The 14,465-nt window shown below is 38.9% G+C and carries 12 protein-coding genes; 1 reads left to right on the forward strand and 11 read right to left on the reverse strand.

What is annotated here, in order from left to right:
* The first annotated feature begins 297 nt into the window (after positions 1-297).
* Complete coding sequence (locus tag HP548_RS19380; protein ID WP_024630063.1) at positions 298-555, forward strand: GlsB/YeaQ/YmgE family stress response membrane protein; 258 nt, start codon at positions 298-300, stop codon at positions 553-555.
* A 520-nt stretch (positions 556-1,075) separates the two neighbouring features.
* Here HP548_RS19380 and HP548_RS19385 read toward each other — a convergent pair.
* The 11 genes from HP548_RS19385 to HP548_RS19435 all read right to left on the reverse strand — a co-directional run bounded on the left by HP548_RS19385 (position 1,076) and on the right by HP548_RS19435 (position 14,412).
* Positions 1,076-1,690, reverse strand: coding sequence for a DUF1349 domain-containing protein (locus tag HP548_RS19385; RefSeq protein ID WP_175382560.1), 615 nt, complete (start codon positions 1,688-1,690; stop codon positions 1,076-1,078).
* 80 nt (positions 1,691-1,770) lie between these two features.
* Positions 1,771-2,745, reverse strand: coding sequence for an aldo/keto reductase (locus HP548_RS19390; RefSeq protein WP_099859109.1), 975 nt, complete (start codon positions 2,743-2,745; stop codon positions 1,771-1,773).
* A gap of 50 nt (positions 2,746-2,795) precedes the next feature.
* The gene (locus tag HP548_RS19395; RefSeq protein WP_099859110.1) at positions 2,796-4,409 is read right to left on the reverse strand and encodes a glycoside hydrolase family 13 protein; all 1,614 of its coding nucleotides are present in this window, start codon (positions 4,407-4,409) and stop codon (positions 2,796-2,798) included.
* Between the two features lie 48 nt (positions 4,410-4,457).
* Positions 4,458-5,294, reverse strand: coding sequence for a carbohydrate ABC transporter permease (locus HP548_RS19400; RefSeq protein WP_175382561.1), 837 nt, complete (start codon positions 5,292-5,294; stop codon positions 4,458-4,460).
* Positions 5,294-6,163, reverse strand: a complete 870-nt coding sequence (locus HP548_RS19405; RefSeq protein ID WP_175382562.1) for a carbohydrate ABC transporter permease — start codon at positions 6,161-6,163, stop codon at positions 5,294-5,296. Before HP548_RS19405 ends, HP548_RS19400 begins: the two co-directional genes overlap by 1 nt.
* Positions 6,164-6,259: 96 nt before the next feature.
* A complete protein-coding gene (locus tag HP548_RS19410; RefSeq protein WP_076288813.1) occupies positions 6,260-7,504 on the reverse strand; it encodes a sugar ABC transporter substrate-binding protein in 1,245 nt (414 codons plus the stop codon).
* 226 nt (positions 7,505-7,730) lie between these two features.
* Complete coding sequence (locus tag HP548_RS19415; RefSeq protein WP_175382563.1) at positions 7,731-9,275, reverse strand: helix-turn-helix domain-containing protein; 1,545 nt, start codon at positions 9,273-9,275, stop codon at positions 7,731-7,733.
* The gene (locus tag HP548_RS19420; RefSeq protein WP_175382564.1) at positions 9,253-11,115 is read right to left on the reverse strand and encodes a sensor histidine kinase; all 1,863 of its coding nucleotides are present in this window, start codon (positions 11,113-11,115) and stop codon (positions 9,253-9,255) included. Before HP548_RS19420 ends, HP548_RS19415 begins: the two co-directional genes overlap by 23 nt.
* 142 nt (positions 11,116-11,257) lie before the next feature.
* Complete coding sequence (locus HP548_RS19425; RefSeq protein WP_175382565.1) at positions 11,258-12,658, reverse strand: Sapep family Mn(2+)-dependent dipeptidase; 1,401 nt, start codon at positions 12,656-12,658, stop codon at positions 11,258-11,260.
* 33 nt (positions 12,659-12,691) lie between these two features.
* Positions 12,692-13,537, reverse strand: coding sequence for a carbohydrate ABC transporter permease (locus HP548_RS19430; protein ID WP_076288817.1), 846 nt, complete (start codon positions 13,535-13,537; stop codon positions 12,692-12,694).
* A 2-nt stretch (positions 13,538-13,539) separates the two neighbouring features.
* Positions 13,540-14,412: a carbohydrate ABC transporter permease gene (locus HP548_RS19435; protein WP_175382566.1), complete on the reverse strand. Its 873-nt coding sequence runs from the start codon at positions 14,410-14,412 to the stop codon at positions 13,540-13,542.
* Positions 14,413-14,465 lie beyond the last annotated feature (53 nt).

Here is a 14,465-nt window from a genome sequence, read left to right on the forward strand (position 1 = left end):
GACATCAGCAAGGCAAAAGCTCACGAGCGATTGCCAAGGAACTGGGCAAGAAGACTGGCTCACTCTCTGAATTTACATATATGACGGTATTTAATAAGGTTTTACGTGACCGGTGATGCATATTTAATTGTACATCTAATCGGTAATCGGACTATGTTCTTGTCCCTCGACACGTGAATCATCATTTACCCTCATCTTAGCATAGACACTTTAGATTCCTTCACCAACTGGAAGATGAGTTATATTCCACTGAACTCAACATAACTTGTAATAAACCCGAAGAAAGGAGAACAATCCATGGATCTGCTCTGGGTACTCATTGTTGGTGGACTTATTGGCTGGTTAAGCGGTAACTTGATTGGGCGGGACGTACCGGGCGGTGTACTTGGGAACATTATTGCGGGTTTTATCGGTTCCTGGTTAGGAACGGAATTGCTGGGACCAAGAGGACCGGTGATTGGCGGATTTCATATTATTCCAGCCATCGTTGGCTCGATTATTGCTCTGCTCATCTTCTTCGCTCTGGCACGCGGCGGAGCCTTCCGAAGACGTTAACAAAGAGAGGCGGAAACCGATCCCGTCGTTCAATAGATATTTTTATAAAGATGCTGCCACGACATAAAGGTACAGGATAAACAAAAAGGACCGAAAGCATTCATCAATGGAAGATGAACACATACGGTCCTTTTTTTATTTTTGTACTGATTTCATCCATTCTTTCAGTGCCTGAACTACCTGCTGAAGCTGTTCCTGTCCTGTAACCTTAGGCGCTCTGTCTCCCTTTTGCATCCGGTAGGAGCCAAATTGAGTAACCTCCTGGATTGACGGAGAAAATAATTGCTTTAACGGCTTCAAAAGTAATCACTTGATCCCTGTTAGGTGGTTGCTTGCTGTAATTATAAATATAATAAGCATAGTATTCGTGAGCGGCTTCCAACCCAGATATTTTCGGGGCCCATGGTTGATTAAAATAGTAAATACTTTAATGTTGAATCTGTTAGTAGGCAAAGTTTTAGTCCTTAATGCATTCTCATATTTCATATAAGACTAAAATTAAGTTCCAAAAACTTCCCACTCATATGGAGTTATTTATGATCTTTATATCCCTAAATGATGCTTTCACCGTATTGTTCTCATTATGCGAAGTGACAGCTAACCCTAAATAGACAGTTCGGTCAATTTTCATTTCATGAATCGCATATAATATCCATGTCTCACCGTCTGTGCTATAGAATCCATAAAAAATATTACCAGACCTCTTTAGCCTTAACCAAGTATTTGGATAATTAATTGGGAACTCTGCTGGTTCTGTGCTATAATCCTTAGGATATATTGCTAAAGAATCACCGCCAGACTTTTCCCGATATTGAAATTCATAACCACCATTATTTTTATTGCGTGAGCTATTATCAGGAAAAACCATAAAGAATACATGCTCACTATCAGCAAGTAAAGATTTACGAGCCATAAGGCCCGCTTTCGTGTAGAGATCGGCCATACTAAGTGATTCTAACCTTACTGCCATATCGAAATCATCATGAATCGTTACATAGTTAAAATGGAATTGATCTGACGTCCCCCAAATGTCTTGCCCGCCTGCAATTACATCGTATCCTGTATCAACTTTTTCAACAGAACCTTTTATATCAACGCTTCCAATATCTTCATTTATAAAATTCACCTGATTCATAACTACCTCCAGCAACTCTATTGTGAGTATTGTTGATTTAATTTCATCGTATATTGTATACGGACAACAACACATTTCTCCTATGGTAGTCGTCTGCCTCTTGAACTTACAAATAGAGAATACCACTCTTCTCTCGTCATCGTTAGGTTCATTGCCTCCCCGCATTTCTGAATACGGTCTGGTCTAGTAGTACCTAAAATAGGTTGAATCCCTGCAGGATGTCTCATTAGCCATGCTAATAGAATTGCCTCGGGTGATGTTTGTTTTTGATCAGCCATATCTTTAACGAGTAATGCTGTTTCTTTTATAGATTCGGATTGACCATCTAGATTTCTTCCCGAAAACAGCCCTTGTGCTAAAGATCCCCAGGCTTGAATTTGTATATTTTCCAGACGACAGTATTCTAAAGTTTCTTCAGGGAAATGAGCATTTATACGTTCATTATGGTTTACAAGTACTCCCATTTCCAACCAATCAAGTTTAGCCAGACTCATCTCCAGTTGGTTGATAATTAATGGTTCATTAGAATAGGATTGTAGCAGTTTGATTTGTGCTGCACTCATATTTGAGACACCAAAGTTTCTAACTTTACCGGATTCTTTTAATTCATGAATTACTTCAGCGACTTCTTCCGGTTCCATCAGTGGATCTGGACGATGTAGTAGTAAAAAATCAATATATTCAACTCCAAGTCTTTTTAGGATTCCGTCGACACTGTTGCGAATATAGTCAGAAGAAAAGTCGTATCTTCCGGGCCTTCCCGGACCGTCTTCGAATCGAATACCACATTTAGATTGAATTAATATTTTTTCTCTCAGATCTTTACGTTCCTTTAAGACTTGCCCAAATACTATTTCTGCCTTTCCAAAGGTATAGATATCCGCATGATCAAAAAAATTAATACCAATTGAGAGTGCTGCATCAACTGCCTGATGGGCCTGCTTTATATCTTCTTCTGTGATTGGATTTTGATTCCAACCACCGCCCAATCCCATACATCCCATCACCATACGACTTGTGGATATTCCTCGTTTTTCCAATTGCAATGGTTTCATTTTCCATCCTCCATATCATGATTTTTTGTCATTCTTAAAACATGTTTTTCTTACACACGATATACAACCGCCTCATAAGGTAGGAAATCGATCACCGCATCCTGATTGGTTCGTTCAGGGTTATTGCCGATGACGATGTCGCCCAGCTTCCCTACGCCGAGGTCAGAGATGCTGCAAGTCGCTGGTTGCTCTGAGATGTTCAGCAGCACCAACCACGACTCCTCTCCGAGTGTTCTTGTATAAGCGTAAATCTGATCATGCTGATCCAGATATGTCTCGAACTCGCCGTAAACCATGACCTCGTTACTCTTTCTTAAAGCGATGAGCTGCTTGTAGTAATAGAAAACCGAATTCTCGTCCGCCAGTGCTTGTTCGACATTGATCTCCTTGTAATTAGGATTGACGTTGATCCACGATTGTCCTTCCGTGAAGCCGGCTTGTGATCCGGCATTCCACTGCATAGGAGTGCGGGAATTATCGCGCGACAAATGCTGAAGCTCCTTCAGTACTGCCTCCGAATCGCGGCCTTTTCCGACCTCTTCCTTATACTTATTCTTCATCGCAATATCGTTATATTCGTCGATAGAATCGAACCGGATACCCGTCATCCCGATTTCTTCGCCTTGATAAATATAAGGCATGCCCGGCAGGGTGTGGATGAGGGTGGCGAAGCATTTGGCCGATTGTTCTCGATATACGGTATCGTTACCGAAACGCGATACAACACGCGTATGGTCATGATTATTCAAAAATTGGGAGTTCCACCCCTTCCCCCACAAGCACTCGTACCAGCGATCCTGGATTTTCTTGAAGCGCTGCAAATCCCAATGGGCCATATAATCGCACACTTCAAAGTGGAAAAGCGTGTTTAATTCCCCACGTTCCTCGCCGACGTAGAGCACGCCGTCCTCGGGGTTCACGAATGGAATTTCGCCGACCGTAAACACATCATAATGCTTTAACACTTTGTCGTGCATTTCCTGTAGATACTCGTGAATTCCCGGGTTATTGCCCAAATACGAAATATCTTCGGGTCGCTCGGCGTCCGGGAAACCCGGAATTTTGGCAAGCAAATTGATGACATCCATCCGGAAGCCGTCGATCCCTTTATCCAGCCAAAAACGCATAAAATCATAGACTTCCTCCCGTACCTTCTCGTTCTCCCAATTCAAATCCGGCTGCTCGTCAGAGAAGGAATGGAAGTAATACTCGCCCGTTGTTTCATCGTATGTCCAAGCGGAGGGGGCGAAGTAGGAACGCCAATTATTCGGTTGCTTGCGCCAAATGTAATAATCACGCTTTGGAGATTCGATGCTGGATCGCGACTCCTGAAACCAAGCATGCTGATTAGAGGTGTGATTCACAACTAAATCCATAATAAGCTTCATTCCGCGATTATGGACGGCAGCCAGTAACTTCTCGAACGTGGCCATCGTGCCCGCCTTTGGCATAACCGAACGGTAATCCGCAATATCGTAGCCGTTGTCTACGTCAGGCGATTCGTAGCATGGATTCAGCCAGATGACGTCCACACCAAGGCTTTGAATATAATCAAGCTTGCTGTATACTCCCTCAAGATCCCCATATCCATCGCCGTTGCTGTCATAAAAGCTGCGCCAATACACCTGATAGACAACCGCTTCTTTCCACCATGTTTTGTTCAATTATGCTCTCCCCTTTGCAATTCATCTGGCTTGTACAAATGATAAATTTCACTTTACTGCCCCTGCTGCAATCCCTTTAATGATATATTTTTGTGCTATAGCATAAAAAATAACTATAGGGATAATGGTTAATGTTAAGCCTGCCATCGCTTGATTCCAAACAATTGTAAACTCGCCGAAGAAATAGAACGTTGATAACTGAATAGTTCGCAAACCTTTTTCAGATAGCACAAGTGACGGAAGCAAGTAATCATTCCATGAAGCAATAACATCGAGAATCGCTACTGTGACAGATATGCTTTTTAGTAAAGGAAATACAATTTTCCAGAATACGCCTAATGTACTGCAACCATCTAGAACAGCCGCCTCCTCCAAAGCTACAGGGATTGATTTAATAAAACCGTGATATAGAAATACAGCCATGCCAGCGTGGAAGCCAATATTCATAAAGATCAGTCCGCCATGCGTATTAAGAACAGGCAAATGTAAATGAGTACGTATCCAATCCATGACTTGCATAAGTGGCATCATTAAAGTTTGAAATGGAATAAGCATCGTCGCTACGAACAAGAAAAAAATGATCTTACTCATGACATTGTCGCGACGTACAAGCATCCATGCCGTCATTGAAGCAAGCACAATGACAAAAATAACAGTTACAATCGTCACATATAGTGAATTTCCAAGTGCAACTAGGAAGTTCATTTTCTTAATTGCTGTTATATAATATTCGAAGCTGAACGCGCTTGGTAAAGAGAGTACATTTTCATATAATTCAGCCCGTGTTTTAAATGAATTAACAATCACAATGTAAATTGGTGATAAAAACACCAGTGAGATAATGACGATTAACAAAGAGAGTATTCCATTTTTAGTTTTACTCATTACATCTGCACCTCTCTTCGCTTGGTAATGATGACTTGAGTAATCGTTACAACCGCAATAATGATAAAGAACAGAATTGCTTTTGCTTGACCAAGCCCATAATTACCATATCCAAATATCTCATTAAATACATTCATAGCAAACAACTCGGTATGGTGAATTGGGCCGCCATTAGTTAATGACAAGTTAACATCATAGATTTTGAACGCGCCCGACAAAGTTAAAAATAAGCAAATAGTGAACGATGGCATTAATAACGGAAATACGATTTTGGTCATGCGATGCCATATATTTGCTCCGTCAACTTTAGCTGCCTCCATTACTTCATCAGAAATCCCTTGAATACCAGCAATATAGATAACCATCGTATAGCCTGCCATCTGCCAAGTGAAGACAACTACCAATGCAATCAGAGCATAATTTGGATCTATAAGCCAATTAAAGAATATATTATCCAATCCAGTTAATAACCCTATTTGGTTACCTCCATCCGTAAAAATGAAGCGCCAGATGTATCCAAGAATCAAGCCACCAATAAGATTCGGCATAAACAATAGCGTGCGAACAAGATTACTTGTTTTGAATCCAGAAGTAACCAGCAAAGCAAAAACTAAACCCAATAAATTGACGCTAACCAATGCGAATATAGTGAATTTTATTGTATTCCACGAAGATGCAAGAAAACGCTCATCCTGCAACAAGGCAGTGTAATTATCAAAACCAACAAATACTTTAGGGGTACCTTCAATCCCCCCCCATTCAATGAAGGAATAGTAAATTCCAATCAAAAACGGAACAAGAACAACAATTAAAAAAACCAAAAACAGCGGCATAGTGAATATGAAATACCATAGTTTTTTATTTGGCATACGAAACTCCCTTTTATCAAGTTTGACTTAGAAGAAAGTAGGAACATCTAACACCTTTTATAAGGGTTTAGGCTTTCAACAATGTATGTCATTGTCTTAATTAGCTGCTTTCAACCATACTTCACGAAGTTTATCAAGAAATTGTTCTGGGGTCATTGAAGGATTAAGGAAAAATTCAGATGCTAGCGGTGCAAGATCATTAATGATAATTCCTTGTGGGAAGTAATTCAAAGCCCGAGGAATTGTATTCCCAGATTGTGCTGCTTCATAAACTTGCTGTGATAACGGATCTAAACCAGTTGGTTCAATCGTTGTAACCGCTGGAACAAACCCAAAATCATTAAGAATTGTATTTTTACCTGTCTCGCTAGTGTACAACCACTCTAAGAAAGCATTAGCTGCTGTAATTTGCTCTTGAGATGCTTTATTATTGATAACCCAACCAGCTGGGATGCCTACTTCCAATTTATCGTTTCCAACGATCGGAACAGGAGCCATACTAATATTAATATCATCATAGTCAGCAAGCATACTGTAACTCCAGTTACCTTGGTGCACAATTGCAGTTTTACCTGTTGCCAGATCACCCATTTGTCTATCATAAGTTACTTCAAGTGGATTAACCGTATAAGCACGAATAGCTGCCATCAATTCGGAGAACTCCTGGAATTCTGGTATTTCTTTCAAATCAACTTCACCTTTGTTAACTTTTTTTATGAAAGCTACAGGATCTTCTTGCAATGCAAATGGCGCGTTAATAATATGTCCAATCAAGAAATACGCTGTTTGAGATAGACCCAAACCGTTGATACCATCAGCATTAAATTTTTCAAGAGCTTGTATTAATGACTTTGTGTCTTTAACAGTTGAAGGATCATATAAGTTTTTATTGTAAACGAGCCCAAACCCCTCTATTCCAATTGGAACACCTACAATCTTACCGTCAATTTCCAATTCCATATTTGGAACGATATACTTAGCATAAGATTCATTCGTCATGTCATAGAAATATGATGCAAATTTTTCAGCTTCAACACCTTGTTGCACAGAAAAAATGGTTGGACCTTCATTAGCAGCTAACTTTGTTTGTAACTGTGTAATGTAGGAATCACCTGCGGAACCCCAGACCTCAACTTCATTTCCTGTTTCTTTTTTATACTTAGATGCCAAGTTCTCAAGTGACTCAGCAATTTCAACTTTACTTTGGAATAAAGAAATTTTGGCAAGCTTCTCACCATTATTTCCGCCATCACCTGTTCCTTCATCCGTATTGTTACTACATGCTGTTAAAAAAATAAAAAGCATAGTAGTAAGTAATACAAGACCCCATCTTCTCTTCATTAATTCTTCCCCCTATCACGTATTTGGAATTTATTTCACAACACAAGCTTGATTATAACTATAAAAAATTACCGGTTACAGGTGTAATATTCGCCTAAATGAGTAAATTATGAATCTGAATTGCTTAATAAAAGTATTAATAATAAAACACATTCATTTCCAACAAACTGCTGTCAATATTTTTGACAGCAGTACTCTGGAAACGAATGTGTTCTATGCTACATATTTAATTCTTTCGATAAGCGCTAGGTGTGATACCAGTATGTTTTTTAAATACTTTACTGAAATAATTTAAATTTTCAAAGCCACTTTCACTCGCAACTTCTTGAATAGATAACTCGGTATGATCTAGCAAGGAGTATGCTTTTTCTATTCTTAATTGAGTAAGATAATTCATAATCGTTGTGCCATACTCTTCTTTAAACTTTTTCGCCAGATATTGCGGTGAAAAATGAAATATCTCTGCCAAACCCGATAATGTTACCTCTTCCTTCATATGATCATTAATGTAATTTCTTACCGTTGCGATAGACTGAACATGAGTTATTTCCAGCCTACTGTAGTTGATTGATTCTAGCATATCACTAAAAATTTGTTTGAGTTTTGAAGTCCATTCTTCCAGTTGTGATATCCAAAGCGGCATTGTCTCATGAAAGTTATCACTGTTAATTTGACTATAAATTCGCACGAGCAGAAGGTTGATTTCTACGGTATAGTGCTGAAGCTCTCTTATGCTTACAAACTCATACGAAGCCAACTCCATTTTAAAAGACTCAACCAATTCATGAAGATATTGCTTATTTTTTGCGAGAATTGCTTCTAAAATAACTCGTTCCTTATCTATAAAAAAGTTAATGACTGATGACTTTCGGCCACTCTTAATATGATCAAAAATATTGCAATTAAGAATCATCGATTTTTCCTCAAACAAAGCTAATTGAAGTCTACTAGCTGTCAGGCTCATTTTATAGAAACCAGAAAATGAAGATAGGCGCAAAGTTCTTTTCCATGCATCCTGTATTTTTTTCACTGATGCCTCTATATCTACAAGTAAATAATTTGAACTTATAAACACAATGATAAATTCTTCATGTTGAAGCACATACCAACTACCCAGCGATTCAACCAGCTCTTTAACAATATTTTTCATCGAATAATTAAACAGTTGCTCGTCTCGAGCAAAATGTTTCTTTACGATTGCATCTTTATTTCTGGGCAAAAAAGTAACAACATAAAAAAAATCAGGGTTGATTCCAATGGTAGTAAGAAAGGTATTAAGCTCTTCTTTAGACACCTGTTCTTCCTCAATTAAGCGAGAAAACCGCTGCTCCATAACAAGATTATTTACTTCATTTAAACGAAAATTAGTGCTAAGTTCCTTTAGCCTTACTTCCTGCTCTTGTTTTATTTGATTGCATGCTTTTTGAATAGCTTTTTCCAGATCACGAATTTTAAATGGTTTTAGTAAGTAATCCACACCGTTAGCTAGCAGAGCTGCCCTAGTGTAATGAAACTTTTGATAACCACTTAGCACAATAACTTTGGAGCCCCAGCCTTCCTCCCGAAGCTTCTCTAAAAACTCTGTGCCATCCATAAGGTGCATGCTCATATCGCAAATTATTAACTCGGGAATATGCTTCCGTACAAGTTCCAATGCCTCTAATCCATTTTCGGCCATAAATATTTGATTGATTTTATAATGTTGCCAATCAATCGATAGCTCAACACCTTCACGTACATGCTCTTCATCATCTACGATTAATAACTTCATCTGCTTGTCCCTCTCTTGATGATTCAATTGGCAAGGATAATGCTACTATGGTTTTTTTATAGGGCTCACTAGAAATCGACCAAGTGAATTCGTTTCCATAATAAAGCATTAATCGCTTCAATACATTGGATAAGCCAATTCCACGCTTCTCCGATACAACAACAACTTGCTCAATGAAACCAGCTTTGACTTGTTCAATTTGCTGATCTGTAAAGCCTTTTCCGTTATCAATTACCTCTATTAACAATGAATGCTTAGTCAAAGCAATGTTTACCACAATATGAATTTGACCATTTCCTCGTTCTAAACCATGTATAATACTATTCTCAACAAGCGGCTGCAAAGTCATTTTGGGTACAAGAACACGACTCGCTTCATCTGAATATTCTAACTCAAATTGAAGCCTTTGCTTATAGCGACCTTGCTGAAGTACCATGTAATGCTGTATATGTTCGATTTCTTCTTCTAGTGAAACTTCCTCGTTCTCAATATCCATAGAATAGCGGAACATAGCTGCAAAGTCAGCAAGTCGATCACTGACGTCATGAGCTTTAGATTTAATTGCTAAAGTTGCAATCGATTGCAACGTGTTATATAAGAAATGAGGATTGATTTGAGCTTGCAGCATTTTCAAGCGAGCTTGCGATAACTCAAGCTGATGACGATATTGCTTATTCCATAGCTCGTCTAACTCACCAGCCATTTCGTGCAATCTAATGTCCAACAAATCTAACTCATCCGGCGTCTTCTGTACAGGCCTACTCTTTAGTTGAAAGTTACCCATTTGCAATTGCTTAATGTGCTGAAACATTATTTTAATCCTACGCAACATGTAATAAGAGATTAAAGTCGCCAATATGGAAATAAAAATAATCGAAACTGCTTGAATTAACAAAGTTTTACCAAGTGCAGAATTACGTGCCTTATTAATAAGTGTGCGAGGTATAAACTTAACTATTGTCATGATTAAACCATTTTCATCTGTCTTGTTAAAATATACATAACTGCCTTCAGTAGTTTGAATCTCCCCTTTATCTGTAGATAGTTGGGGTGCATGAAGCCTTTGATAAAGTTCTATCTGCCATGGTTCTCTAGTTTTTTGTGCAGTCTCCTGTTGCGTGGGTTGTTTAACTCCTTTTGAGAGTGATAGCTCGGTCGAATCCTTCTCATCTGCAGTTGTATAGAGTAGTTCGAGATTATTTCCGATAAATAAGTATACAGGTCCTTGCTCACTTGTTGTTAAGGAAGTAAGGAAATTTTTGATTTGTAATGGTTTAACATCAAAGGTAGTCAAACCGATTACTTCTCGAGTATAAATATCTATGAATGGCTTATTGACACGCAATCTTGGCTCTCTATTATTAAGTGTAACTTGAAACGGTTGCTTCAGCTCACTATGTGCATCTGACATCTCATGATTTTTAAAGTCAGGAATAATCACTATTTCATTATAATGATTTCGAATATTAAACTGCTTGTTTGTTAGCGCGCTCTTGTAAGAAACTGCACCAATTTCGCTATAATTCGCATATATTTTTTCAAGCCTGTGCTCAATATAGACACTTTCAGCAGGATTTTGAGGTTTTTTTTCCGACAACAGTCTCACAAGCTCAGGATCAGAAAAGTACGTCAAGCCAAGTAGTGACAATTCATGAAAATAAGATTGCAATGCTGACATCGTAATTGACATCGAATTTTGATTCAGCTCAACTAGCTGACGTTTGATTGAATTGCCTGTAATCTGATACGACAAATAATTTGAAATAATGAATGGAACAGTTGTCGCTACGATCAAGCTAACAATAATTTTTGTTATAATACTCACTTTGACAAGCTTCATCTAGGCATCCTCCACTCATTCCCCCGTACATTGTAGCACAGCAATAAGGAAACTTGTAACATATCGGAGATCATCCCTCAGCACACCGAAGAAGCTTCTAAAGCGAAGAAACTGTTGTCTGGAGTCTCTCGATTAGGCTGATTTACAGCTCATTTAGCTCTAGTAGTGCTACAATATAAATCTTTAATGCAGTGATCAGATTAGGAATAGACTGCACCTCATCTGGGCCATGAATTTGACCATGACCAGGAGGCAAGTCAAGTGATGACACATCGGTCGGCAAACCCGGGCCAAAGCCTACCGCATTAGGCAGCTTTCTGGCATAAGTACCTCCACCCATTACAAATGGCTCCGCTTGCTCTCCTGTTACGCCCTGATATACTTGCATGAGACACTTAACCTCTGGCGTATCAGGATTATAATAACTCGGCTCACTGTCATGAACATTAGTCAGGGTAAAACCACTTTCCTGCAACTGCTGCAGCAGCATCTTGGATGAATGATGAATAGGGTAGCGAATATTTAACTCTATCTCAAGTCTTCCATTCCGTCCTTGTAATAAAGTTCCGACGCATGTTAAAGCTCCAGATAGCTTATCCTCACCATGTATCCCTAATGCCCGTCCATCATAATGCTTACAAATGTCATAAATTTTCTCAAGCTGGTAGTGTGTAGTCTCCTCAAACCATGTAGTCCGTAACAATGGCTCAAGAAGGATCGCTATCGCATTACTAGTGCCTTGAGGAAACGCGGCATGCCCGGACTTGCCAACTGCGAATAATTTAATCTCTTCATCCGTCTGACTATACTGAATATGAGATGGCAGGAGGCTTAATTTGGCAGCGGCTGCTTTATCACGTCGTATAATAAGCTCAGCATAACCAGGTACACTATTAGAAGCTACTCCCCCCTGTATGCGAAGGATTGACGAATCAGCAATATCACAGCATAAAGTAACAGAGAGCATTCCCTTCTCTCCATAACAGACCGGAAATCCGCTATCCGCCACAATATTAAAATCAGGGGCTTGATAATGCTTAAGATAATACGCAGCATCCAACATCCCTATTTCCTCACCACTACCGATAATGTGCTGAAGCTGATAGTTGAGGGGGATACCCAGTTCCTGAATAAATCTAAGTGTATAAAGAACAGCAATAACTGCACCTTTATTATCTTGTACTCCTCTGCCTATGAGAAAATCTCCCTTTTGTGTATAAAAAAAGGGTGGGTAGCTCCACCCCTCCCCTGCGGGAACAACATCGACATGCCCCCAAATTGCTATTGACCGCTTTGTCTCATCTCCCATACGAATTTCTGCACAATAATACTCCCGATTAAACGTCTGCAAACCATATCGTTGACCTAAATCCAATATATACTGAATAGCCTCTGCGCATTTCTCCCCAAAAGGATAAGGAGAGGATGGATCATAGCTTGCCACACTTGGAATACTTACTAATCCAGCAATGTCTTCTAATAGCTCTGTCTTATGTTTCTCCATCCATTGTTCAATCTGTTCTTCAATAACAAAACCTCTCATTTACTTCCCCCCGATCTTGGAGTATCTTGTTCCTTATCCTTTAATTGCACCTTCTGTTAACCCGGCGATTATGTACTTCTGGCCGGCTGCATAGACCACAATAATTGGCAACATCGCCATTAAATAAGAAGTGAAAGCCATTGTATAGTTAAAGGAATATTCAGTCTTGAAGTTGTATTGATATAAGGGCAGTGTCCAAAATTCCTTCGCTTTATTCAAAATTAGTAGTGGAAGCATAAAATCATTCCAGAACCATAATGAATCCATAATGACAAGCGTAACTAGCATCGGCATAATTAAACGTAAAGTAATAAGATAATAGATTTTAAAAGTGCTGCAGCCATCAATTCTTGCGGCCTCTTCAATTTCAGTTGGCATTCCTCCAATATAGTTGACGAGTAGGAATACTCCTCTTGTTAAGCTGAGCGCTCCATATAATAAAATGAGTCCAAAAGGATTTAATAGATTCATATTGGTCATAATTTTTGTTAAAGGAAGCATAATCACTTGAAATGGTACAAACAATCCTAACAGGATATAGAGATATAAAAATTTATAATATTTCTTATGTCGATTACGAGCAATAGCATAAGCAACGGTAGGATTAATAATAAGAACTATGATTACAGATCCAGTTGTAATCAAGGTCGTATTCCATACAACTCTCCAGTAATTCCCCTTAGAAAGCAGTTCTGCGTAATTAGAAAAATGAAGTGCTTTGGGAAAACTGAAAAAACCTTTGCTTGCCTCCTCTAATGTCTTAAAGGAATTAACTATGACAAGGTATAATGGCCCCATGATAATGATGACTCCAATAAGTAAAATGATATTTCGGAGAATACGCCAACCAAGCCCTTCTTTTCGTATCGCTAAATTCATACTTAATGGACACCACCTTTACGTGTTAATTTAATTTGGATAAAGGATAACACTGCAATGATAATAAACAATATAACTGATTCCGCATTAGCCATCGCAAACTTTAGATTCTGAAATGCATCATTGTATATCATGATCCCAATAACATTAGTAGATTTCACTGGACCTCCACCTGTCAGGGTATAGGCATAATCAAAGGAAGTGATACCCGATTTAATCGCAAGCACCATATTTACGGTAATCGTAGGAATTAGAAATGGAAATGTGATATAACGAAAACGATTAAAAGTGGTGGCCCCATCGATTCTGCCCGCTTCATACAGCTCGGAGGGAACCGATTGTAAGCCTGCAATAAAGATAAGGGTTGGCAAGGCTACAGCCTGCCAAATGTTAACAAGCACAACAGCAATTAAAGCATACTTGGGATGGGCTAAAGGACTTTGATATAACTCCATAATATTCAAGCTCTGACCAATCGGAGGAATGACTCGAACAAATACCTGTTCCCAAATTAACGAAATGGTTACAGCACTAATGATGGCCGGTAGGAAATATATCGACTTTGTAAAGGTTTGAAGCTTCTTAAGAGAGTTTAAGCTCAAAGCTAGAATTAATGACAGACTCATTACTCCTGCTACAAGCATCACTGCATACTTTCCAGTAACTACTAATGATTGCCTAAAATTCGGGTTGTTCCAAAGCTCCGTATAGTTGCTAAACCCTACATAATTATAGCTAGAACTAATCCCATTCCAATCTGTAAAGCTATATTGAATACCTACAATAACTGCATAAGCGAAAAATAGTGTATACAGAATGATAGCCGGAACCGTGAATAAGAAATAAGTTGAGCGTTCTAGAAATTTGCCTATCATGCTGCACCTTCCTCATCTCAATGTAACGTAGAGCTAGTAAATAGGGAGCGACA

It is taken from the genome of Paenibacillus taichungensis (genome assembly GCF_013359905.1).
GTDB classification, from domain to species: domain Bacteria; phylum Bacillota; class Bacilli; order Paenibacillales; family Paenibacillaceae; genus Paenibacillus; species Paenibacillus taichungensis.